This window comes from Winogradskyella sediminis, from assembly GCF_003387355.1.
Taxonomy (GTDB): Bacteria; Bacteroidota; Bacteroidia; order Flavobacteriales; family Flavobacteriaceae; genus Winogradskyella; species Winogradskyella sediminis.
This window is the reverse complement of record NZ_QUNH01000002.1, coordinates 1,104,540-1,128,287: the sequence shown is the minus strand read 5'-3', so window position 1 is coordinate 1,128,287 and position 23,748 is coordinate 1,104,540. Positions and strand designations below refer to the sequence as shown.

Here is a 23,748-nt window from a genome sequence, read left to right as displayed (position 1 = left end):
AATCCAAAAGCTCAAAATTTTATAAGTCTTAGTCCATGTGTTATGATGTTAAAATGATTTTTATCATAAAGACATGTATTCTTTTTGATTAACTTTAAGAGAATTTAAAAATGAATAGGTCATGAGTGCTACAGACAAATTAACAAAATCACCTGCACGAACTGCCTTTGATAAAAAGGTGCTTTCTGCATTACCACATTTACACCCTTATGTAAAACATAGAATTTATATTGCTGAAACAACGGGAATTCTGCCAAAAAATATGTTTTCATCTAACGGTATTATCGATGAGAGCATAATTAGCCTTTACGAAAATGGCTTTAACGTTGATGCGGAACCTATGGCAGTAAAATTAGAGCTGTTTAGAATTGTAGACAACTACATGAATGTTTTGTTTAAAAACGAAGCTTATCATAAAGAAACCATTAGCACAGACGCTATTTTAAAGCATGAATTATCTAAACTCAGTGAAGATTACACCATTGATGCTGATTTTGATTTTATCTTAAACACAGAGTTGAATGACATCTCATACCAACAAAATGAGAATAATACACTACAACTCTACTCAGATAAAGAAACGTCTATTTTAAATGCTTTTGAGGTTAAGGACTTATCAACAAAACAAGAATCAGAAGTATTTGGCAAACTTTATAATTGGCTCCCTTTTAATGTGTCTAACATTATGGATTTGTACATTTTTGGGAAGCTAGATTTTGAATCGATTGCTAAGATTAAAAAACTAGAAGAGAAACGTGTCGTGGATATTTTTGATAAAGTAAAACGAACATTTAGACGACATATTGAGTAATGGGTTTTGGTTGTTAGTTGTTAGTTGTTAGGGTAAATAAACTATTACTCAGAGTTACACAAAGAAGGCACGAAGAGGCACAGAGCAATTTTTCTAGATGATGAAATGATATTTTAGTGTTAAATCTTAAGAAAAAGGACAAATTGAAACTAAATGTCTCACCGAACGCAGTCGAAGTGCATATGAAAATTGAGACTAAATAACTATCCTTCTAAGGCTTCGCGCATGGCTTTTGCTTTAATTAAGCATTCTTCGTATTCTTTAAGAGGATCGCTTTGAGCCGTAATCGCACCACCAACGGAATAAGAAATGTATTTTTTGGTTTCGTTATAAAGGATACTTCTAATAATAACATTAAAATCGAAGTCACCATTAGGCGCAATATAACCAACCGAACCCGAATACAATCCACGTTTTGTAGCTTCAAGGTTCTCTATAATTTTCATGGCTGAAATCTTAGGAGCACCTGTCATGCTTCCCATAGGAAATGTTGACTTCAAAATATCAACTACCGTAGTTTCTGGCGCTACGGTAGATTGAATTGTAGAAATCATTTGATGCACTTGTAAAAAAGAATACACCTTACACAATTCCTTTACCTCTACACTGCCTTTAATTGCTGTATGTGATAAATCATTACGGACCAAATCTACAATCATGATATTTTCGCTACGCTCCTTAGGATCTTTTGCTAAGTTTTTGGCTAATTGAGTGTCCTCATCCTTGTCATTAGAACGTTTAGCTGTTCCTTTTATAGGTTGAGAAATTACTGTAGTTCCTTTCTTTGAAATATAGCGTTCTGGAGAAGCAGACATAAGGTATTTGTCTTCAAATTTGAAGAAACTCGCAAAAGGAGGCTTCGAAATTTGATTGAGCTTTTTAAATGTTTCTAGTGGCTGTATACAACTATCTTCGGCATAAAACTCTTGACAAAAATTAGCTTCATAAATATCACCTCTATGTATGTGTGCCAACATTTTATGAATATTCTCAAAATAGTCATCTTTATGAATTCTAAGTTTAATTTTAATAGCATTTTGAGACTTTCCTAGAGCGATAGACGATGTATGGTTAATAGATTCTATATCACTCTCTATCTCATCATTTACCATATTTAAATACTGAATTTCAACCACCTGATCTTTAATTAAAAAGAGTTTTTTAGGTTGAAAAAAATACAAATCTGGAAACGCCAGACCATCGTAATTTTTAGACTGTAGACGCTCTGTTGTGTTTTTTAAATCGTATGTTAAATAACCAAAAATCCAATCTTTTGTAGTGTTTTGATAGTCTCTAAGACGCTCAAAAGCATCGAAATAATCTGTTTTTAAAACCGTAAATGCATCAACTGCCAAAACCGCATCGTAATTGCTGTATTGATCGTGATGATTGTTAGAATCTAACCAAACCACATCATCAAACTGTTGACTCCATTGCAAAAGATTTTGCTTAAATTTCGCTAGGTTTTTCGGTGTATGAATTTGTGTTGTTCTCAATAGAAAAATAATTGCTGCAATTTACCAAACTTTATATAAGTTACCTACCCTGTTTATGAATCCTTGCATGATAAATAATTAGTGTTGTATATTTCAGAAAAATAAAAAGACATGCCTAGTTTAAAAAACGACCTACTTCACATTCAAATAAAGTCGAAAGGCGCAGAATTGAGCCATATCACTTCTGTAAAGCATCAAACAGAATTTTTATGGCAAGCAGACCCTACGGTTTGGGGCAGTCACGCACCAAATCTGTTTCCCATTATTGGAGCTCTAAAAGCGGATTCATACCGTTACAATAGTCAAACCTACCAGATGCCTAAGCATGGTTTTGTTAGGCATAATAATCACTTGAATATTACAAACCAAACCGATTCTAGTATAACGTTTCGGCTAACTTCTAATTCGGAGTTATTTAAGCTATATCCTTTTTTATTTCAATTTGAAATCACCTACACACTGCATGAGAATAAATTGACCATAACTCATACGGTGACCAATTTAGATGATAAAATAATGTATTTTTCTTTAGGAGGTCATCCCGCTTTTAATTGTCCGCTTGCTGAAGATGAAGCTTACACGGATTATTATTTAGAATTTGAAACGGATGAAACGAGTCCAACTTATTTATTAAATATGGACAATGGTTTATTAACTAATAAAACCAAACCTATATTCGCTGATGGTAATCGCATAAACCTACGACCAGATTTATTTAATGAAGATGCGCTTATCTTTAAAGAACTTAATTCTAGAATGGTACGCTTAAAACACCGCACAAAAGGTGAAGTATTACAGGTGAATTTTAAAGATTTTAATTCCTTAGGAATTTGGGCTAAACCAAATGCACCTTACGTTTGTATTGAACCATGGTTAGGTTATGCCGATAATGAAACTACAGACCAAAAACTAGAAACTAAAGAAGGAATTTTGAGCTTGGAAGCAGGTTCAAAATTTAATGCAACTTATACGATTGAAATTGCACAAAAGCATCTTATATAAATCATCTATTTTCTATCACCAATCCTAACTACCAAATCATGAATTCACCAATCTCAAAAAAAACAACAAGACTCTTTTCTTGGTTATTTCTATTGTTTTTAACTCCATTATCTTACGCTCAAAATCAAGATGCGTACAGTTTATTATGGAAAATTGAAGGAAACAATTTAGCATCTCCATCCTACCTCTTTGGAACCATGCACATTGATGATGCAAGAGTCTTCAATTTTAGCGATGCCGTAATGCCAGCCATAGAAAGTGTAGATTACTTTGCTCTTGAAATAAATGCAGATTCGTTAATGACTGCAATTACTGAACGCACCTATACAATTACTGCCAATGATTTTTTTAAAAACTTATTAGCACCTAGAGATTACAGACGCTTATTAAAACGCTTTAAAACCATTAACGACTTTAGTTTAGAGGACTCCGAAATTATGAGTCCAGATGATGTTTTAAGTATGCTTATACCAGATATAGACAAGGTTGATGACAAATCGACTTTTGTAGATTTTTATCTTCTTGGACAAGCTCAAACCATGAACAAGACGATTATTGGGCTAGAAGACATTGATGATCAAATATACTATTTCGATCGGCTTTCAGATGAAGAAAAAAGAGAGGAAATTTTAAGTTATTTGGATGTCGATATCGATAGCATTAATCGCACTAAAGAAATCATGACTACAGTTTATGCAACTGGCGATTTAACTAAGATTGCTGAATTTGTAGAACGTAATGACATGATAGATAATTCTATGCTTTCTAGAAATAAAGTAATGAAAACAAGCATTATAAACACCATGAAAAACGGTAGTCTTTTTGCAGGAATTGGAGCTGCCCATTTAGTGGGAGAAGGAAATGTTATAGAATTATTACAAAAAGAAGGCTATAATGTTAGTGTGGTTGAAGCTAAATTTACTGGAGTTGCAGACACTTATAATATAGATACCTCAAAAGGCTATTGGTACAATTACATAGATAATCAATTAGGCTTTCAACTCGAATTACCTAAAGCACCAAATCTTAAAGAAGATTTTGAAAAGTTTACTATTCATGGCTACGGAGATATGACATCAAACACTAGTTATCTCTTTATGGGGTTTAATACTGGTTATACTATGGCTGAAGAGCAAGGAGAGGCCTTCTTAGAAACTATGATATCTAACATTTTAGAAAAAAGAGGAGGCGAAATTATTGAGCGTAAACCACTAACAGACAAGAATCAACATGGCTATGATATAACTTGCAAATTACCTGATAACATTGCAATAAAAGCGAGATTTGTCGTTAAGTATAATCATTTTTATTATTTCTCTGCCGAAACACCTGAAGCACAAATTGATGAAAATAATATTAATCGGTATTTTGAATCTATTATAATAGATGGCATTGAACCACCAATTGAGGATAATAAAGGTTGGCGAGAGTTTAAAAGTGAACAAGGAGCTTTTACAGTGCAAATACCAGTACCTGCAAAAGATATGTCTCGAGAACAAGCAAATCCGCTTAATACAGAAGGTGAACCTTATTTTTTAAATCTGTATATGGCTACAGATATTGAAAATCAAAATAATTATTTAATTCGGTATAACGATCAACCTATGGGCTATTTTCTTCAGAATCCCGAAATAGCCTTTAAAGATACCGAGAATACACTATTAAAGAAATCTGTTGCTGTATCAGAACCTAAAATTATTTTTTTAAACGGTATTGAAGGCCGCGAATATGAATTAAAACTCAACAACAAATACCATTGTATCGTTCGTGCCTATATAAGAGGAAACAGAACCTATTTACTTTTAAAGCAAAGACTAAATGAAACGGACAAAGTAAGTACTGACGATGGTTTTTTTAATAGCTTTACCCTATTGCCTTACAACACACCTGAACTCGTGGATTATGAATCTCCAAATAAAGATTTTAAAATTCAGCTGTTTAAAAGAGTAAACGAAGACATTGACACCGTTGACCTTATGGATTCTAACGTTAAGGATTCTTATGACTATACATCCATAAACTCAAATACTGGTAGCATCTACCAATATGGCTATAATAACATTGGTAAATACTTTAGGTTAACATCAGCTAAAACCTTTTATGATGCTTATAAAAACGAATTACTTGAACCAAATGACAGTATTATAGATGACAAATACATGCTTCAAAATAAGGATTCAATAATTCAATTTTCTGTAAAAAATGAACTATATAAAAACACAGGTCAAATCACTATAAATAGAGTTTGGTATAATAATTACAGATTACATATTGCTAGAGCTATTGTAACCGAAGACGAAGTTGAGTCAGGCCTTGTAGAACACATTTTTAATTCCATAGATATAAAACCAGTTACTTCTAATATTGATATTTATGAATCTAAAGCAAAGTACATCATAGAAGATTTAAAATCTACAGATTCATTAACATATACTAGAGCTATAAAATCTTTTGAATATTACGAATTTGACAAAGATGATATAGTGCAATTAAAAGAAGCGCTCAATTATGCATTTTCGGAAGAAACAAACGACGAAATTAAAGCGAATATTATTCATGAATTTAGTTTAATTAATGAGGAAAGCGCTTTAGATATTTTAGAAGCGTTTTATAAAGCTCCCTCAACATCCGATTTTTTAAAGACAGCCATACTAGTTGCTATTCCAAGTATTACCTCTAACAAAGCGCTACCGCTGTACAATACATTATTATTTTCTAAAGCACCAACCGAAGAAAGCGCTTATGATTACTCCATGCTTCAACCGTTTAGAGATTCATTAAATTACACTCTAGAAAACTATGATAAATTAGCCTCATTAATGTCTAATATGTCATATAGAAGCGATCTAATATATTTGTCTAATGACCTGTATAATTCCGAATTAGACACTAATGATATTGTCACTAAACATTATAAAAAGCTGTTATCTCACTTAGCTACAGACGCTGAAACTTTCTTTAATTTACCACCACCACAAGAAGGAGAAGAGGACGCTTATGACTATACCTACTACAATTTAATGGTCGCTTATTTAAACAGCTTAAATACTATAAAATATAATGATAGCATCAGTGATGCTTTCACCTCTAAACTATTAAATCAAGTAGATGACAAATGGTTGAGGTTATTAGCCCTCACAGCACGCATATATAATGAGTATACCATTTCAGATAATCAATTAAACACGTATTTAGAAGACATGTATTTTAGGTTTGAAATAATGGAAGCCTATCATAAAATTAACAAATTACATGTTATTGATAAAAAATACCTAACAGAAGACGCTTTTGCTACACTTTCATTTTACAACTACGCTGGTGAAGATGGCGGTTTTCCGGACAACATTAGCATTCTTAAAAAAATAGAGAAGGCTAACTCTGAATTTTATGCTATTAAATTCGATTATAATGATGACGATCCTGATGAAAGTATATCCTATATTGGAATTGTTGGTCCGATAAAAACATTAACTCAACATGCTGACTTTAGAATGTATGATTCTAATACCTATTGGGATGAATATGATGATGACTGGAAAACAAAAATAGACGCTCTAATTACAGATTATTTAGAGTATTAGAAATAGTTATTTAATTACAACTATCTTTGCACCTTAAAACAACACCGTGACTTTTAACGACCTTAATTTAAATACACCATTATATAACGCTTTAGACGATCTAGGATTTACAGCGCCTACACCAATACAAGAAGAATCTTTTAGTGTGGTTGCTTCTGGTAAAGATGTAGTGGGTATAGCACAAACAGGTACAGGTAAAACCTTAGCCTATATGTTGCCGATACTAAGAAATCTTAAATATTCTAGACAAGAAAACCCTAGAGTCTTGGTTTTAGTTCCCACAAGAGAGTTAGTAGTGCAAGTTGTTAGTGAAATCGAAAAATTTTCTAAATACATTAATAACCGTGTGTTAGGTGTGTATGGTGGCACCAACATTAATACTCAAAAACAAGCCGTTGCAGAGGGGCAAGATATTATTGTAGCTACACCTGGTCGGTTGTATGATTTAGCTGTAAGCCGTGTTTTACAATTAAAATCAATCCAAAAATTAGTAATCGATGAAGTTGATGTGATGTTAGATTTAGGGTTTAGGCACCAATTAATGAATATCTTTGATGTGCTTCCGCAACGCCGACAAAATATTATGTTTTCGGCAACGATGACTAAAGACGTAGATGATTTAATTACGAATTTCTTCATTAACCCTACTAAAATTTCAATTGCTGTTTCTGGAACACCATTAGAAAATATTAAACAAGAGCGCTACGATGTTCCAAATTTTTATACAAAAGTAAATTTACTAGAACATTTGCTTCGTGATAAGAACACATTCTCTAGAGTATTGATTTTTGTGGCTTACAAGAAAATGGCTGACCGACTGTTTAATCAGTTTGAAGAATTGTTCCCAAATGAATCTTGTGTTATCCATTCAAATAAAACGCAAAATTACAGACTACGTAGCATAGAACAATTTAGAGAAGGTGAAAACCGATTATTGATTGCAACGGATGTTATGGCCAGAGGGTTGGATATTGAAGGAGTATCTCATGTTATTAATTTTGATACACCAGATTATCCAGAAAACTACATGCATAGAATTGGTAGAACAGGACGTGCTGAGCAAGAAGGACATTCCATTTTATTTTCTACAGAAAAAGAACAAGAAGGTTTAGAACGCATTGAAGCTTTGATGCAAATGCAAATTAAAACTCTTGACATTCCTGATGAGGTTGAGATTTCTACAGAATTAATTGAAGAAGAACGTCCGCAAATTAGAGAGCGAAATAATCCTACTAAACGACGTGATGAAGATGCACCAGGACCTGCTTTTCATGAGAAAAAAGAAAAAAATCAAAAGGAAAATTTAGGTGGCTCTTACAAATTTAAAATTGCAGCAAAATACAAGAAGCCAAAAACTAGAGGTGATAAAAATTATAATAGACGCAATAAAAAATAAGACTTCCTGTTCTAGATTTAACAAGCACACTACGCTTAGTAACTTATTGTGCACTAGCCGCTTTCAATGAATCCAACTGACGTTGTAATGCATTGATTTTATCAGTATTGTTCTCTACCTTCGGAATACGTTTTAAGGAATCTATTTCTTGCTCTACTATGTCTTTGTCCTTTGGCGCTTCGTTAAAATAATAACCGATACCTTCACTAGCTCTCCAAGCTTCGTTAAGTTGCTTATAAACTTCCTCATCCCATGTACTTGGGTGTTTTACATCTATCCAAATTACGTCTCTATATTCGCTATCTATCAGCACCAAATCTGGAGTTGCAGACCCATCAAACTGTTGGGCATCTGCTGTACTTATGGAAGAAATAGTTCCTAAGAAAAACATACGTTTTCTACCTGCAATATCTTTAATGTAAGGTCTAAACTCTACAGGTGTACTCGCACTCCAATCGTATTCTTTACGCGATTCTTTAACCTTTAAAGGCATGGCAGAAACACCTGCATAACCTTGTTTTTTAGTGGCATGATCGTAGTAATACAATGTATTTGTACCATCTGCTGGAATAAAAACACTATAACTTAAACTGGTACGCTCATCACCTACTGGCTCTAACCCAAACCAATGATACAAACCACTATAAGCATCTGAATTTGATCCTGCAAAATTAAAATCCGTAACATACGGTTGTTGGTTCTGATCCTTTGGCATTACTGGAATCTTTACTGCTGTTTCCATATTCCATGGTAGTGGGTCACTAAAACCTCCTAAAAATTTTAACGACTCTGCTTGCAATTGAGATACATTTTCGGCTAAAGTGTTTTGTTTGTTTAAAAAGGGATAATTTTTAATATCATCCGGACTCACAAAGGTTCCTTTTCCGATAGTGATGCGCTCTAAATAGTCATTAAAATCGTGCTCACCACTATCTATAATCATCACTCCACCAAAACTTGGATAAGGAAAAAAGAAACCTTTCCATTTTATTAAACTCACCACTTCTACCCAATTACCATTATCGTTTTTCATATAAAACGTATCACTAGGTTCGTAATTAAATAACATCCAAGGATTAAAGCGTTGCACTACGGCATTGTAAGTATTTCGGCTAAATTTTAAAGACTCGCCAATTGAAAAAGTTACTGAGATTCTATTTTCATTAGAAAAACGAGGAAAAGGCGTTGTACTACTTACTGCAAATACTTCTTCTGTGTTATCACTTATTTGTTGCATTACGTACTTCTCACTAGGCTGTATAGCCATTGTCCATTTATTTTGATCGTCTACGCGTACCAAGTGTGGTAAGGATACATCTTTTGTTTCACCAACACTTTCATTAGCCATAGAAAAAATGTTTCGCAATGGCTGAATACGTTCATTTTGCGTTAAGGGCAACTCGTTAATTTCAACTTTGTTAAGATCATTAAACACATTATAAGTTTTCATATAATCGTACATTTTATAATGCCAACCTACAACATATATCAATCCGAAAAAGATAATAAGCAAGGCTAGAATACCTAAACGGGTTCCAACTTTTGCTGATTTTCTAAATTTACGTAACCCTAAAAATAATACCAGACCACAAACAAGAATGATAAAAATAAATTTTCTTAAAAACAGTAAAATAGGTTGATAATCGTCTCTAAAAAAGAATAATAACACCAATAGTAATAATACCACAGCAATGCTAATTCCTTTTTGTTTTCCTCCTTTATTCCAATAGTTTTTTATCATGATTTTCTGTTATTCCTGCAAAGGCAAGAATCTATATTTATTAAACTTTTCTTGTGGATTCCGTATCACGTATAGAATAAGGAGTACCAACTATGTTTATTATTTCTAAAATATAATTCCTTTCATATTACATCAGCCCTTTATCCTTTAAACGCTCCCTAGCACTTTTTTCATTCATTATTGTTTTGGGTTCATTTTCAATTTCCTTTTTGGCTTCTTCTACAGCTTTATTGTCCTTGTTTTTTAGGTCTTCTAAAAAATCTTTTCCTTTTTCTACAACATCATCAAATTTATCTTCTAAGGATTCACTTTGCTCTTCAATAACTTCAGAAGATTTAATAACAAAACTAGCAATGTAGGTTCCTAAAAGTGTTCCAACGGCAAAAGAAGCAAATGCTGAAATCCCATTATAACTACTAAAAACAGCTATTGGAGTAAGAAATTCAATAATTAATGCCGCTATTAAAACCAGGCTCACTACAAATATAATACGTGGTAAAAGTGATTGCTTATACACAAAACCTTTAGGGTTATTAGCTTTCATCTGAAGCTCTTTACTATTCACCATTTTATTTAAAAAACGGTAAGCACCATTTCCATTAGATTCTCTCCAATACATAAAAATACCAAATAAAATAGCAGCTATAAATATTACGAGTTCAATTCCCATGACGTTGTGTGTTTAAGGTTCTTATAAAATTAGTCTAATTTTCTTATATATTGTTACGAATGCGCTCTATTACCCAATCCTTAAATGAATCTTCCCAAGTTTCATAATTTTTATAAAACTGTTCTTTATCATACCAATACAAGAACAAAACATCCATTGGCGCTATATTAATTAATAGCTTATGAATTAAATCGCGATGCTCAGGAGACAATGATGAATGCGGCTGATGTAAAGCAAAATAAAACGATTGGTCAACAATATCTTCAATTTTATAGGCGTTACTTCGTTCTAATTTTTCTAAATAAATTTCTACTCCCATCACTTGTTTACGTTCTTCAATGCCTATTTTATTTAAATAACTTTTAAAAAGCACCTTATCGTTTAAAATTGACACTATGGGATGTGCTGTATCTTTTAAAAATTTTGATAACTCGTATTTTTTAATTCGATCGTAATTTGGTGTTGTAACGATTTGCTCTAAATCGCACTCAATAATGATATGGTCTTTTAATTTCGTCACCAATTCTGGTTGTGATATATGATAAATAAGCACATCGTGAATTGTATCCTTTATCGCTTCTTTATAGGCGTCTCTATTTTCAAAAACCACAATGGTTTTAATAAAGTCTCTTAAAACATATACACCTTTAAAAGCTCTTGTAAAAAATGAATTTGTGGTAAAGTGTAGCGGTTCTAAGCTTAAATCCCTATTCCTCAAATCTCCATAACGCTTGGCTGAATTGAGCAATTGCTGATGTAGACCTTCATCTATAAAATTATGGCCCGTATTAAACTTGTCAACTAACGCTAACTGTGCTTCTTGATTTTTTTCTAAATTATCTATAAGCCTAAAAGAAATCTCAACAGTGTTATATTTTAAAACATCTAAAGGCTCATAAAATACATCAATATTTTGATCAAAATCTAAACAAATAGCAGAATCTCTTGTTATGTCGTTTATTTTTTGCGAGTATGTTTTAAAGATATGGTGCATCATGTCCTTATCAAACGAATGAAATGGTAGATACACTGGTTTTCCTTTTTGTAATGGCGAAATAATAATGCCGTGCGGATTTGCATCACCATGATTGAGGTAATGCAGATTGTTCATCTCTTCTGCCACCTCAGGACTCCAGCCAATGCCATCAATAAAAAACGATGTTAATTTGGTTTCTTTAAAACCTAATGTTTTTAGACATTTGTTATAGCGTTCTACTAATTTCCCGCTCACAGGAATAAGTTCACTTCTATATAGGTTGGCTTGTTTTAATTTTTGCATCTTTTTGTCGCGAAAGCGGTACTCTAATTATTTACTTAAACTTTTATTTATAATCAACTTTATTAAAATATTCTCATAGACGTATTTCTAGTTATAAAACCCTTAACAATTTATGAATTTGAGCATATTGTAATAGCATAATAGATTTGGCATCTATGATTTCCTCGTTTTTTATCATCTCTAAGACTGTTGAGAATGACAGTTCTAAAATTTCGATATCTTCATCTTCGGCCTCTAAACCACCTCCACAGTTCACTTTCATTTCTTCGCTATATTCAGCAACAAATAAAAACATTTTCTCGGTTAAAGCACCTGGTGAAGTATATGCGGTAAGCACTTGTTTAGCCTCATGTATTTTATAACCTACTTCTTCCTCTGTTTCTCTTATAATAGTTTCTAAAGGCTGATCGTTATTATCTATAGCGCCTGCACAAACCTCAATAGACATGCCTTCGCTTTTAACATTATCATAAGCTGGCATGCGGAATTGCTTAGTTAAAATAACCGTTTGTTTTTTAACATTGTACAGTAATATTGCCGCACCATTGCCGCGATTATAACACTCTCGCGACAGACGTTTCCATGCACCATTTCTAAATTGATAATCGTAATCAATACGTTCTAATTTTGCCCAGTCGTGAGAGAGTACGGTTTTATTTATATTTTTTAAATTATTCATGGTATCGCTTATCCTTTGTGTTTCTCATAGTCTCACTATTTAATTAACCTGTTTTATTTCCCAAACTGTTCTCTAGCTTTGGTTTCAATATGTAGTTGATTCACTCTAGCATCCACTTTACGTTTAAAATCTGTATCTGCAATAGTGGCCACATTATCTAAATATCGAATCACTTCTTGTCGTCTTATATCTGAAAAGTTTAAACCTTTCATATTCGATTTCATTAATTCTTGAAGCATATTAAATTTAGTCTCATAGTCCTTTTTAAAATACGTTTCTGGGTTTTCAAACCAATCTTGTTCTAAATCAAAATCCGTAAGTCGTAATGAAATGGCAGATTGAATATTTCGTACATCTCTTGACGAGAAAAACGGAAATAGCTTCTGAATTTCTTTAAACAAAGCTGCAAAAAACATATGATCATTAGTACCATGTCGCTTTTCTATTTTATCATAAGCATCGTGTACGCGAGCTTCTGTAGGTTTTTCAACGGTATTTAAAATGTCTCCCATACTTTGTGCCAAACCTTGATCTGATAGATATTTATACACTTCAGGATCATTCATATTAACAAAATCTGGCATCGTATCTTGCAATTTCTTCCACCAAATGTAATCTTGATCCACAAAATCGTGTTCCGTACGTGCTCCATCAATTTTAAATCGACCTTGTACTCTAGAAATTACAGCTTTGTCTAACATTTCGGGTAAATTGGTAAATAAACCAATAGAACTGTTACCGTAATTTACGGCATAAGCACCTTCTGTATATCTTAAAAATACACCAATTACTTCTTTAACACCAGCAGAAACACCTTGTGCTGTACGTTCTTGTAGATTGTTTTCGGCATCATCTATCGGTGCGAAAATCAATTTTGTTGGATCTTGCAATGGCTTCATCCACTCTACCATTTTTTCGGCAGAACCACCTTGAAATGTACTAATCAACGTATCTGGCATGGGATGAAATAAAAACGGAATATCTAAATTATCGGTATGTTCTTTTAATCGGGTTGCAATAGCTGCTATCAGCATACTTTTACCTGTCCCTGGAATGCCGTAACCCATAAAAACAGGCATAAATCCACCTAATTCTTGAAATGGGTTTTTCTTTGCTTCTATATCGTAACTCAACAATCGCTCGGTTAAACGACGTGCAAAATGTTTAGCATCTCTGTTGCCAACAATTTGCTCAAACTGTATTTTGTTGAATTCGATACTTTTTGCAGTACCCGAAAAAGTATTTTCCCAGCCAGAAACTGCAAAATCAGAGTTTTCTAGTTTATAGGTTCTATCTACAATGGTTTCTGTATGTTCTAAGCTATTTTTACGAAGTTGAATTTCGTCTATGAGTGCTTCAAAATAAACCACTGTAAAATCGATAACATCTTTATCTGATGTTATGATTTCTGGATGTCCTAAATACTTATCATAATAAAACAACTGACAAGAAATCCCTTTTAAAGGTGTTAATAATGAAACTTCAGGAATACCAGCAAACTTTTGCTTCATTACCGATAAATCATCTGAGGCATGTGGTTTTAAATCGTGAAGAATTTTGTAAGCTGTTGCAAACAACATAAATGCTGTAGCTGTATGCATTTTACTTTCGTATTCACGCCTTCCAAAGTTGTCTAAAGCTGATTTGTTTTCACTTAAACTCGATAAACCTGAGGCATCATAATAAGAGTCTTTAATCCAAATTCCTAGCGTTAAAGCTTCTTGCACCGCAAATAAGGTGTGATTTAAATTTACAGGAAGTGCTACAGATTCTGGTAACAAACGCTTTTTTAATGCTAAAATGGTTTTAGAAACTGAAGTCACATTAACATTACTCCCATTATTTGCTCTAGACAAATACAACAAAATAGATTGGTCTTTAGCCTCGTTATCCTTGTTTTTGGCACGCTGACTTTGTTCCCATTGAATGGATTTAATATATGACGTAGCTTCATCCCGAAGCATATCTAATTCATTTTGTTTAATAGGAAATGTTGAATTGTGTTCCATTTTTTTTGTCTTCTATATTGTAATTCATTTTTTTTCTTCTGAAATATAGTCACATGCTAAAGCAAAATCCAGCCATAATTGTGTTTCAGAATTTTCACTGTCAGCGTCAGATAATTCACTTTTAAAATGCTTTTCGTACTGTCGTTTTCCATAGCCTTCAGCTATATTAGAACAAACCGACCTACTAGATCTTATCATTTGCGACGATAAGCCAAATATTTCAGACTTAGGAAACACGTTAACTAAATGAAATATTTCCATTGCTAAATCGAATCCTTTTTGATAAGCTAATAATGTTTTAAAAGACATATTAATATTTACTAATTCTGACGGCTAACTGAGGTCTGCACACTGCAGATTCATTCCATTTTTAATTCAGAAATTTGAATTGGACTTTGTGCCAACTTATTCATAATTTCAGGAGTTTTATTATAAAGCATTTGTATAATACGATGTGGAGCAAAGACATAGCGTTGCCTATATATGGCATTCCACCGTTGATAAGTTTGCTTACTAAAAAACCCTCCTTCTTTAAATGCGCTCCCAGACTCTAGCTCATCTATTTTAAATGAAATAGCGTAAGATTCCAAAGGGATTTCTTTGTTAGCAATCCCTTGCAACATAGCATGCGTAACCTTGTTCTCGTCTTTAGCAAACACATTGTGGATAGGTCCTAAATCTACACGTTTTATCAGTTTGGGTAATACCTTTGGCAAACGCTTATCAATACCATATGCCATGGTATCTAAAGCCATTTCTCGGTCGGCAATAGTTTTTAAAGCATTATAAATTTCATTTCGGTCTTTTTGTGGATCCTTGCCGTCGTAATCAAAGTACATATAGCAAATAAATGGCCTGTTGTGTGCTACGTCGTAAAAGCTCCAACTCACTAAATACTCGGCAACAGTTCCTTCTGGCGCCTTAATAATCTTACCTTGCACAAACCGGTTAAATATATATTCTTTTTTAGCCGAAGTATAATATACTATAGATGCCGCTTGAAAGAGTTTACGCTTGGCAATTGGCTCTTTCTTTCGCATTAAGGTATCTAAAAATTCCTCCTTTAAAACATCTATATTGGTTAGCTTCTCTAAATATTCTTCTCGTAATGCTAAATCGTTAAACAAATATCTAAACTCTAAATAATTAGGAAAACTAGAATCGGTTAAATCGACTTTCATGTTTTCCTCATCATCATACATGTACTTTACACGCATCGCTTCTATGGAATACAATAATAAGTCGCTATATTGCTTAAATAAGAGTACTTCTTGTTGATTTAAAATTTGTTTTTGTTGCACCGCTACGATTAATTCCTTTAATGCAAAATCAATCAATTTGTGATAAAACACATATTGTTCTTTGGAATCTAAAACTGCGGAATCTAAGGGTGTAACTATCATTTTTAGTAGGTAGTTGACCGTATTCAATGCATACTCACTATGAATACTTGAGACGTATTAAATAAAGAATTTTGATGATATCGTTTTTGCCACAGTATTCAGCACCATTAATGACTGAATACTGATGACTCTAACGATTTAAGATTAGCCTAACAAATCATCTTCGCCAGCTTTTGGTTTAGGTTCGCCAGCGGGTTCTCCTCCGGCATCACCAGTTGGTGCATTTGCATCGGCAGCGTAGTAATCTTCAAAGATTTCTTTCATATCAATACCATAACGTTCGGCAAAATTCTTTTGTATAGACTTATCTTTTTCACGAATCTCATTTAATGCTTCTGCATAACTTCCGTAAACCCCTTGCATTACTTTTTCGTGTACTGGTATATTATCCATCATTTCTTGTCGTGCTCTAGCGCTCGCTGTATGCATTGCTGCTAACGTTTCACCAATATGTTCATCGGTTTTAACACCTAAATGTTCTAAGATTGCTGCGAATTCTTGATCTGTACGTGCTTTTAAAGCTACCACATAACCATCATAATATTTAAGTCGCTCATCAGTATCCGACTTTAATTTGGCACGATGTGTTTGTAAATTACTACGTAAAGACGTTAATACTTTAATAGTCAGATTGTGCTTGTGTACAAAACTATCTTTAGAAGCCGCTAACGTTGTGTAAGCATTTTTAAGCCCTTCTAATTCTTCAACTTTTTGCTCTAGTGTAGTCACTTTACCTAAAGCATCAGAATATTCTGTAGATTGTTTATCTGCAACTTCTTCTAAAGCCTGCCGCGCTTGTTTTAATAAAGCATATTGCTCTTCTAATTTATCTTCAACTTCTTTTTTCTTTTGAAGTGCTTTTGTATGATTATTTGAAGCTTCTACAATGGCCGTTTTAAGACTTTCCTCTACTTCTTTAATTTCAATTTCACGATCTTTTAATCGTTTTATTGCCGCCTGACTTTTAAATGAAAGTTCATTTAATAACGTTTGAACATCTGCCGTTTCTATACGCTGTTGAAACATGGCTTTTGCTTTATTATCTGAAGCATCTCGTTCTTTTTGCGCATTTTGAAGTTCTTGCTCTGCGTCTCTAATTTTACTTTTACGTCCCCAAAGGTTATTCCACCATGTGTCTGGTTTATTATTAGCATCTTCAAGTTCAACTTTAGCGCGTTCTAAACGTTTAACCGCATCATCAATGATTTTTTGTTCTGCAGCATTTAATGCAGAAAAACCTTCGAACATAATCCCTACTTCATCTTGGTAGTCTGTTAAGTCTTTTATAGCATCTAATAAGGTTGTTCTATCCTTTTCTGCCATATCTACTACATTATCTAATGTAGCGTTTAGTATTTTCTGACGACTTTCTGGGTCATCCTCTTGAGCAAGCTTTGACTTCATTTGGTCAATGGCTTTTCCCCAATTTACATCGACTTTTTCAGTTTTTTCTTGTGAATTGGTTTCTAATAAATCAAAATCATCAGACATAGAGTGTAATAGTATTAAGGTTGGACATTATTCTGCTAAGCAATTTCGGTAAATTTTTAAGACTATAAAAACTTTAGTTGCTAAAATATAAGTAGCGTTTTTATTAAATTTGTTACAGATTAAGAATAATTATGTCAATTTTTCAAAACATCTAATAATAGCTAAAACCCTTTAAAACACTGTGCTTTAACGGATATACTAAACAGTTAATCGATTTTAATGTTCATTAAAAGTTTGTAAATAATTTAATATTAAGCATTTAACGCAAACATTTTTTTATATATTAGCTGCGAAGAACCCAAATTTAGAACAACGAATCATGAATATTAACCTATTACCAAAGGCTATCATTGTGACTACCACACAACTAACTATGATTTTAATAGCCGTGGCTACTATCTTTCTGGTTTTTATTTTAATTGCAATCGTTAAGATGTATAAGCTAAAGGCTGAGAATAAAAAATTAATGCAAACAAATGCCTATAAAGATTATGAAGAAGCTGGTGAAGACATGACAAGGGGTCATCTCTATGGCGATCATTAACACACCTTAATCACTTTTAATATTTATATAAAACTTAATGTCTTTCATTAAAGACATTAGTACATCATAAAATCTTACTATTATTACAACCGCAACATATATAATATTCATTAGTAAAATTATGAATAACAAAAGAGCCAGCAAATTGCTGGCTCTTTTGTTACATTACATCTATTAGTATTATCTTACTAACTTCTTATATTTAATTCGCTTCGGCATTAAATCACCACCAAGACGTTTTTTCTTATTTTCTTCATAATCACTAAATCCTCCTTCAAAGAAATATACTTGAGAATCTCCTTCAAAAGCTAAAATATGAGTACAAATTCTATCTAAGAACCATCTATCGTGACTAATAACCACAGCACAACCAGCAAAGTTTTCTAAACCTTCTTCTAGAGCTCTTAATGTATTAACATCTAAATCATTAGTAGGCTCATCTAACAGTAATACATTACCTTCTTCTTTAAGGGTCATTGCTAAGTGCAAACGGTTACGCTCACCACCAGATAATAATTTCACCTTTTTATTTTGCTCACCACCAGAAAAATTAAATCGACTTAAATAGGCCCTAGAATTTACTTCTTTTCCACCCATCATTACTAATTCTTGTTCATCACTAAAATTCTGCCAGATGGTTTTTTCTGGATCTATATTAGAATGTTTCTGATCTACATAAGCGATTTTAGCAGTTTCTCCGACTTTAAATTCTCCTTTATCTGGAGTTTCTTCACCCATGATCATTCTAAAAATAGTGGTTTTACCAGCACCATTTGGTCCAATAACTCCAACAATTCCGGCTTGAGGAAGGTTAAAATTTAAATCATCATATAATAATTTATCGTCATAAGCTTTAGCAACACCAGAAGCTTCTATAACATTGGTACCTAATCTTGGACCATTTGGAATAAAAATTTCCAGTTTTTCGTCAAGTTGCTTCTGATCTTGACTCATTAATTTATCGTAATTCTTTAAACGTGCCTTTTGCTTTGTTTGTCGACCTTTAGCTCCTTGACGTACCCAATCTAGCTCACGCTCTAATGTTTTTTGACGTTTAGAAGCTGTCTTACTTTCTTGAGCCATACGTTTAGATTTCTGATCTAACCAAGACGAATAGTTCCCTTTCCACGGAATACCTTCTCCTCTATCGAGTTCTAAAATCCAGCCAGCAACATTATCTAAGAAATATCTATCGTGCGTTACAGCAATAACGGTTCCTTTGTATTGCGCTAAATGATGCTCTAACCAATGTACAGATTCTGCATCTAAGTGGTTGGTTGGCTCATCTAAAAGTAAAACGTCTGGCTCTTGTAATAATAAACGACACAATGCCACACGACGACGTTCACCACCAGAAAGCACTCCAATTTTTTTATCGCCATCAGGAGTACGTAACGCATCCATAGCAATTTCTAATTTAGTGTCTAGTTCCCAAGCATTAGACGCATCAATTTGATCTTGCAATTCTGCTTGACGGTTCATTAATTTTTCCATCTTATCAGCATCGCTGTAGACTTCTTCTAATCCAAACTGATCATTAATACTATTATATTCATCTAGAATTGCAACAGTTTCAGCAGCTCCTTCACGGACAACTTCCATAACCGTTTTCTCATCATCTAATTGTGGTTCTTGCTCTAAATAACCTACAGAATAACCTGGTTGAAACACCACATCACCTTGATAGTTTTTATCAACTCCGGCTATAATTTTTAATAAGGTAGACTTACCAGAGCCATTAAGTCCAAGAATTCCAATCTTAGCTCCATAAAAGAAACTTAAATATATATTTTTCAATACTGGAGTATTAGCACCAGAAAAGGTCTTTGTAAGACCCGACATTGCGAAAATTACTTTTTTATCATCACTCATAATATATCGTAAAGTTATATTTTAAAATCGTTAATTATACTCTTCCTTTTAGAGCGTTAAACACCCATGCAATACAAAAAAATCCACCTCCAACAGCAGCAAATCCCCATCCTGCAACATCATCATAACGAAATGCTCCAAGGGCAATTAACCCAAATCCTACAAAAATCATAATCCATGTAGCCCAAGCTAACACAGTATTTTTATTCATTGCCATACTCAATCTTAGTTTTATTAGTTAGTAAATACAAATATCGTGAAATAAACCAAAAAAGCCCTTAAAAGTAGAAATGCTTTTAAAGGAATTATGCCCGAAAAATAAAGATTTTTAGTTTTTATAAATACTATTATCTAAAATAATATTAACGCATTTTATCTAAGAGGTTACTTAACTGTTCTGCTTCAGCTTCACTTAAATTTTCAATTAAATCTTTATTTAAATCGCTCGGAATTGTATCTAAAAGGTCTAATCCTTGTTTAGTAATTTCAATTTTAACCACACGTCTATCGTGTTCTGAAGGTAATCGCTTAATGAGATGTTTTGCGCAAAGTTTATCCATTAATCGTGTAGCATTTGGAGACCGCTCTAACATTCTATCTTTAATTGTTTGCACTTTTAAAGGTTGATTTGCGCCTCTTAAAATCCTTAAGACATTATACTGCTGTTGAGAAATACCATAGGCCTTAAAAGCTTCACTTTGACGACTCGAAATCCAATTGGCGGTGTAAATAATATTTAGAAGCGCCTTAACTTTAAAATTAGCAAATTTTGAATTAATATCCTTAGATAAATCTCCCATAGTCTCAATGTTTATTTATGCAATGATATCATTGTAGTCATTAGATTTTTCAAACACTTTAGCTACATATGGGCAACTTGCCTTAGCTTTTAAGTGATGATTTCTTGCATATGACGCAAGCTCGTCTATTAATTTTTGCCCAAGGTTTTGCCCTCTGTAGTTAGAGTCAATTTCGGTATGGCTAATATCAATAAGATGGTCATTCAGATAGGTGTATACTATTTCACCTATCTCTTTATCCTCATCAACGAGATAAACTCTGTTGCGATTTTTTGAAGTGTGGTGTTTAAGTTCCATGATTACAAATTGTCTTTAAATAGTTTTACCTTATTTAATAATTGTGTATTTAGAGTCGCATCAGTGATTTTACCATCAGCAAAATTTTCGTAAAATGAAGGTAACGAAAACTGTCCTACAATTTGCGCATCGTGTCTAGGAAACCGTTCAGCAGCCAACTCTAAAACAGAAGCTCCTCCTCTAGCTCCAGGTGATGTTGCCATAAGTAATAAAGGCTTGTTTAAAAAAGTCTTTTGTTCTACTCTAGAAGCCCAATCAAATATGTTTTTAAAGGCAGCCGTATAAGCACCATTATGCTCAGCTAAAGAAATTATAAAACCATCAGCTTCCCTTAAATGATTTATAAAATCTACAGCTTGCTTAGGAAAACCTTGGGCTTGTTCTCTATCGGAACTATAAATAGGCATTTCAAAATCGTTTAAATCTAACACCGTTGTACGTACACCTTCTGCCAATTCTGAGGCATAAATGGCTAACTGTTTATTAATTGAAGTACTACTATTACTTCCGGCAAATACGATAATGTGTTTCATATCTATTCTTTTAAATTTAATTATTCTTTTTATAAAAAATGTAAGATAAAATCAGTAAAATTAGAGCTATTAACGCTGCCATATGTTCACCATCACCAATCATAAAGTGTGCAAAAAAAGCAAGAATAAATGCAAATAAAAATCCAGAATATGCCCATTCTTTTAACGTTTTAAAGCCTGGTAACCACAACGCTATTAATCCTAATAATTTAGCAATTGCATAAGGATAAATAATGTAGGTTGGATATCCAAAATTTGTGAATGCGATTTCTATTTCATCATGCTTAAAAATATACATACTAATAGAAAATAACATTAATAAAGTTAATAAGCCTGTAGCTGCGTAATAGATAATTTTGTTCGTTTTCACTTTTAGGTTGTTTTTAGAAAACAAACGTAACACATTATCAAATAGTTTCCAAGGAAAATAATCCCATGTAATATTATTTAACAAAACATTCACTTTCCAAACATGGATTCGTTTCGTAAATTCGTGCAAAACAATTCTCTATTAATGGATATCAAATTCAACCAAAACGAAGACCACAATAAACTCCTAGTATCTGACTTAAAAAAACGCTTTGCAAAAGTAAAATTAGGTGGTGGCGAAAAAAGCATTGAAAAACATCACTCAAAAGGTAAAATGACAGCTCGAGAGCGTATTGATTACCTCTTAGACCCAAAAGCGAAAGCGATAGAAATTGGTGCTTTTGCTGGTGAAGGTATGTATGAACAATACGGAGGCTGTCCTTCTGGAGGTGTAGTGGTTAAAATGGGTTATATTAAAGGAAAACAGTGTATTGTTGTGGCTAATGACGCTACAGTAAAGGCAGGTGCTTGGTTTCCGATTACAGGAAAAAAGAATTTACGCGCACAAGAAATTGCAATTGAAAATAAGCTTCCTATCATTTATTTAGTAGATAGCGCTGGAGTCTTTTTACCTATGCAGGATGAAATTTTTCCGGATAAAGAACACTTTGGACGTATTTTTAGAAACAATGCCGTAATGAGTAGTATGGGAATTACTCAAATTGCTGCAGTTATGGGTAGTTGCGTTGCTGGTGGTGCTTATTTACCTATTATGAGTGACGAAGCCTTAATTGTTGATAAGACAGGTAGTATTTTCTTGGCTGGAAGCTATTTAGTAAAAGCTGCAATTGGCGAATCTATTGATAATGAAACTTTAGGAGGCGCTACTACCCATTGTGAAATTTCTGGTGTCACAGATTATAAAGCTAAGGACGATAAAGCCGCGTTAGATAAAATAAAAAGTATCATTGATAAGATTGGTGATTTTGATAAAGCAGGTTACAATAGGGCTGAATCTAAAAAACCAAAAGAAAATCCTGAAGACATTTACGGTATACTTCCTAAAAGTCGTGCTGACCAATACGATATGAAAGAGATCATTAAGCGTTTGGTTGATAATTCTGAATTTGACGAATACAAAGAGGATTATGGAAAAACCATTATTACAGCCTACGCACGCATTGAAGGTTGGGCTGTAGGTATTGTAGCAAATCAACGAAAATTAGTAAAGACAAAAAAGGGAGAAATGCAATTTGGTGGAGTAATTTATAACGACTCTGCAGATAAGGCTACACGATTTATTGCAAATTGTAATCAGAAAAAAATTCCATTGGTATTTCTTCAAGATGTAACAGGATTTATGGTAGGCAGTAAATCGGAACATTCCGGAATTATTAAAGATGGAGCTAAAATGGTAAATGCAGTGAGTAATTCTGTGGTACCTAAATTCACAATTGTTTTAGGAAATAGCTATGGTGCCGGAAACTATGCAATGTGCGGAAAAGCGTATGACCCAAGATTAATTGCAGCGTGGCCAAGCGCTGAATTAGCCGTAATGAGTGGTAACTCAGCTGCTAAAGTGTTGTTGCAAATAGAAACCGCATCTCTTAAGAAAAAAGGAGAAAAAATTACTAAAGAAAAAGAAGAAGAATTATTTAATAAAATTAAATCGAGATACGACGATCAAGTCTCGCCATATTATGCTGCATCGCGTATTTGGACAGATGGTGTTATTGATCCTCTAGATACTAGAACATGGATTTCCATGGGAATAGAGGCTGCCAACCACGCTCCTATTGAAAAACCGTTTAATATGGGAGTATTGCAAGTTTAAT

General features: G+C 33.2%; 21 protein-coding genes. 6 read left to right on the top strand and 15 right to left on the bottom strand.

Annotation, left to right across the window (positions count from 1 at the left end; translation table 11 throughout):
* Positions 1 to 121: 121 nt before the first annotated feature.
* The gene (locus tag C8N41_RS12370; RefSeq protein ID WP_115839469.1) at positions 122 to 811 is read left to right on the top strand and encodes a hypothetical protein; all 690 of its coding nucleotides are present in this window, start codon (positions 122 to 124) and stop codon (positions 809 to 811) included.
* A 203-nt stretch (positions 812 to 1,014) separates the two neighbouring features.
* Here C8N41_RS12370 and pabB read toward each other — a convergent pair whose 3' ends face one another.
* Entirely contained in the window at positions 1,015 to 2,307 is a 1,293-nt protein-coding gene (gene pabB, locus C8N41_RS12365) for an aminodeoxychorismate synthase component I (protein WP_115839468.1), read from the bottom strand.
* Positions 2,308 to 2,418: 111 nt separating this feature from the next.
* Between pabB and C8N41_RS12360 the strand changes: the two genes are divergently transcribed.
* Genes C8N41_RS12360 through C8N41_RS12350 form a run of 3 tightly spaced genes read left to right on the top strand, consistent with a single transcriptional unit; the run spans position 2,419 to position 8,286 of the window.
* Positions 2,419 to 3,309 (top strand): aldose 1-epimerase family protein, encoded by an 891-nt coding sequence (locus tag C8N41_RS12360; RefSeq protein WP_115839467.1) that lies wholly within the window; start codon positions 2,419 to 2,421, stop codon positions 3,307 to 3,309.
* 38 nt (positions 3,310 to 3,347) lie between these two features.
* The gene (locus tag C8N41_RS12355) at positions 3,348 to 6,890 is read left to right on the top strand and encodes a TraB/GumN family protein (RefSeq protein ID WP_115839466.1); all 3,543 of its coding nucleotides are present in this window, start codon (positions 3,348 to 3,350) and stop codon (positions 6,888 to 6,890) included.
* Positions 6,891 to 6,936: 46 nt separating this feature from the next.
* Entirely contained in the window at positions 6,937 to 8,286 is a 1,350-nt protein-coding gene (locus C8N41_RS12350) for a DEAD/DEAH box helicase (RefSeq protein WP_115839465.1), read from the top strand.
* 43 nt (positions 8,287 to 8,329) lie between these two features.
* On the opposite strand, the gene C8N41_RS12345 is transcribed toward C8N41_RS12350, so the two are convergent.
* The 8 genes from C8N41_RS12345 to C8N41_RS12310 all read right to left on the bottom strand — a co-directional run bounded on the left by C8N41_RS12345 (position 8,330) and on the right by C8N41_RS12310 (position 17,558).
* The gene (locus C8N41_RS12345; protein WP_115839464.1) at positions 8,330 to 10,027 is read right to left on the bottom strand and encodes a hypothetical protein; all 1,698 of its coding nucleotides are present in this window, start codon (positions 10,025 to 10,027) and stop codon (positions 8,330 to 8,332) included.
* 127 nt (positions 10,028 to 10,154) lie between these two features.
* Positions 10,155 to 10,697 carry a hypothetical protein gene (locus tag C8N41_RS12340; RefSeq protein ID WP_115839463.1) on the bottom strand — a complete coding sequence of 181 codons (543 nt, stop codon included), beginning with the start codon at positions 10,695 to 10,697 and terminating at the stop codon, positions 10,155 to 10,157.
* A gap of 43 nt (positions 10,698 to 10,740) precedes the next feature.
* Positions 10,741 to 11,976 (bottom strand): DUF6638 family protein, encoded by a 1,236-nt coding sequence (locus tag C8N41_RS12335; protein ID WP_115839462.1) that lies wholly within the window; start codon positions 11,974 to 11,976, stop codon positions 10,741 to 10,743.
* A gap of 91 nt (positions 11,977 to 12,067) precedes the next feature.
* Positions 12,068 to 12,655, bottom strand: a complete 588-nt coding sequence (locus C8N41_RS12330) for an NUDIX domain-containing protein (protein ID WP_115839461.1) — start codon at positions 12,653 to 12,655, stop codon at positions 12,068 to 12,070.
* 53 nt (positions 12,656 to 12,708) lie between these two features.
* Positions 12,709 to 14,664, bottom strand: a complete 1,956-nt coding sequence (locus tag C8N41_RS12325; RefSeq protein WP_115839460.1) for an AAA family ATPase — start codon at positions 14,662 to 14,664, stop codon at positions 12,709 to 12,711.
* A gap of 24 nt (positions 14,665 to 14,688) precedes the next feature.
* A complete protein-coding gene (locus C8N41_RS12320) occupies positions 14,689 to 14,973 on the bottom strand; it encodes a four helix bundle protein (protein WP_115839459.1) in 285 nt (94 codons plus the stop codon).
* 50 nt (positions 14,974 to 15,023) lie between these two features.
* Positions 15,024 to 16,067, bottom strand: a complete 1,044-nt coding sequence (locus tag C8N41_RS12315; RefSeq protein WP_115839458.1) for a hypothetical protein — start codon at positions 16,065 to 16,067, stop codon at positions 15,024 to 15,026.
* Between the two features lie 144 nt (positions 16,068 to 16,211).
* Positions 16,212 to 17,558 (bottom strand): coiled-coil domain-containing protein, encoded by a 1,347-nt coding sequence (locus C8N41_RS12310; protein ID WP_115839457.1) that lies wholly within the window; start codon positions 17,556 to 17,558, stop codon positions 16,212 to 16,214.
* A 319-nt stretch (positions 17,559 to 17,877) separates the two neighbouring features.
* Between C8N41_RS12310 and C8N41_RS12305 the strand changes: the two genes are divergently transcribed.
* On the top strand, positions 17,878 to 18,102 hold the full coding sequence (locus C8N41_RS12305; RefSeq protein WP_115839456.1) for a hypothetical protein: 225 nt from the start codon (positions 17,878 to 17,880) through the stop codon (positions 18,100 to 18,102).
* A 180-nt stretch (positions 18,103 to 18,282) separates the two neighbouring features.
* On the opposite strand, the gene ettA is transcribed toward C8N41_RS12305, so the two are convergent.
* From ettA to C8N41_RS12275, 6 genes are all read right to left on the bottom strand, one after another.
* The gene (ettA, locus tag C8N41_RS12300) at positions 18,283 to 19,974 is read right to left on the bottom strand and encodes an energy-dependent translational throttle protein EttA (protein ID WP_092447449.1); all 1,692 of its coding nucleotides are present in this window, start codon (positions 19,972 to 19,974) and stop codon (positions 18,283 to 18,285) included.
* Positions 19,975 to 20,008: 34 nt separating this feature from the next.
* The gene (locus C8N41_RS12295) at positions 20,009 to 20,191 is read right to left on the bottom strand and encodes a CAL67264 family membrane protein (protein ID WP_092447448.1); all 183 of its coding nucleotides are present in this window, start codon (positions 20,189 to 20,191) and stop codon (positions 20,009 to 20,011) included.
* 145 nt (positions 20,192 to 20,336) lie between these two features.
* Positions 20,337 to 20,774 carry a MarR family winged helix-turn-helix transcriptional regulator gene (locus C8N41_RS12290; RefSeq protein WP_092447447.1) on the bottom strand — a complete coding sequence of 146 codons (438 nt, stop codon included), beginning with the start codon at positions 20,772 to 20,774 and terminating at the stop codon, positions 20,337 to 20,339.
* Positions 20,775 to 20,789: 15 nt separating this feature from the next.
* Entirely contained in the window at positions 20,790 to 21,071 is a 282-nt protein-coding gene (locus C8N41_RS12285) for a GNAT family N-acetyltransferase (RefSeq protein WP_115839455.1), read from the bottom strand.
* Positions 21,072 to 21,073: 2 nt separating this feature from the next.
* Positions 21,074 to 21,604: an NADPH-dependent FMN reductase gene (locus C8N41_RS12280; protein WP_092447445.1), complete on the bottom strand. Its 531-nt coding sequence runs from the start codon at positions 21,602 to 21,604 to the stop codon at positions 21,074 to 21,076.
* A 16-nt stretch (positions 21,605 to 21,620) separates the two neighbouring features.
* Entirely contained in the window at positions 21,621 to 22,058 is a 438-nt protein-coding gene (locus C8N41_RS12275) for a DoxX family protein (RefSeq protein ID WP_317124578.1), read from the bottom strand.
* A gap of 60 nt (positions 22,059 to 22,118) precedes the next feature.
* Between C8N41_RS12275 and C8N41_RS12270 the strand changes: the two genes are divergently transcribed.
* A complete protein-coding gene (locus tag C8N41_RS12270; RefSeq protein ID WP_092447444.1) occupies positions 22,119 to 23,747 on the top strand; it encodes an acyl-CoA carboxylase subunit beta in 1,629 nt (542 codons plus the stop codon).
* Position 23,748: the final 1 nt, after the last annotated feature.

Bases quoted from the DNA above. Each gene is read 5' to 3' on its own strand.
- C8N41_RS12370 (WP_115839469.1), top strand. From the start codon at position 122: ATGAGTGCTACAGACAAATTAACAAAATCACCTGCACGAACTGCCTTT.
- C8N41_RS12360 (WP_115839467.1), top strand. From the start codon at position 2,419: ATGCCTAGTTTAAAAAACGACCTACTTCACATTCAAATAAAGTCGAAA.
- C8N41_RS12355 (WP_115839466.1), top strand. From the start codon at position 3,348: ATGAATTCACCAATCTCAAAAAAAACAACAAGACTCTTTTCTTGGTTA.
- C8N41_RS12345 (WP_115839464.1), bottom strand. From the start codon at position 10,027: ATGATAAAAAACTATTGGAATAAAGGAGGAAAACAAAAAGGAATTAGC.
- C8N41_RS12340 (WP_115839463.1), bottom strand. From the start codon at position 10,697: ATGGGAATTGAACTCGTAATATTTATAGCTGCTATTTTATTTGGTATT.
- C8N41_RS12335 (WP_115839462.1), bottom strand. From the start codon at position 11,976: ATGCAAAAATTAAAACAAGCCAACCTATATAGAAGTGAACTTATTCCT.
- C8N41_RS12330 (WP_115839461.1), bottom strand. From the start codon at position 12,655: ATGAATAATTTAAAAAATATAAATAAAACCGTACTCTCTCACGACTGG.
- C8N41_RS12325 (WP_115839460.1), bottom strand. From the start codon at position 14,664: ATGGAACACAATTCAACATTTCCTATTAAACAAAATGAATTAGATATG.
- C8N41_RS12320 (WP_115839459.1), bottom strand. From the start codon at position 14,973: ATGTCTTTTAAAACATTATTAGCTTATCAAAAAGGATTCGATTTAGCA.
- C8N41_RS12315 (WP_115839458.1), bottom strand. From the start codon at position 16,067: ATGATAGTTACACCCTTAGATTCCGCAGTTTTAGATTCCAAAGAACAA.
- C8N41_RS12310 (WP_115839457.1), bottom strand. From the start codon at position 17,558: ATGTCTGATGATTTTGATTTATTAGAAACCAATTCACAAGAAAAAACT.
- C8N41_RS12305 (WP_115839456.1), top strand. From the start codon at position 17,878: ATGAATATTAACCTATTACCAAAGGCTATCATTGTGACTACCACACAA.
- ettA (WP_092447449.1), bottom strand. From the start codon at position 19,974: ATGAGTGATGATAAAAAAGTAATTTTCGCAATGTCGGGTCTTACAAAG.
- C8N41_RS12295 (WP_092447448.1), bottom strand. From the start codon at position 20,191: ATGGCAATGAATAAAAATACTGTGTTAGCTTGGGCTACATGGATTATG.
- C8N41_RS12290 (WP_092447447.1), bottom strand. From the start codon at position 20,774: ATGGGAGATTTATCTAAGGATATTAATTCAAAATTTGCTAATTTTAAA.
- C8N41_RS12285 (WP_115839455.1), bottom strand. From the start codon at position 21,071: ATGGAACTTAAACACCACACTTCAAAAAATCGCAACAGAGTTTATCTC.
- C8N41_RS12280 (WP_092447445.1), bottom strand. From the start codon at position 21,604: ATGAAACACATTATCGTATTTGCCGGAAGTAATAGTAGTACTTCAATT.
- C8N41_RS12270 (WP_092447444.1), top strand. From the start codon at position 22,119: ATGGATATCAAATTCAACCAAAACGAAGACCACAATAAACTCCTAGTA.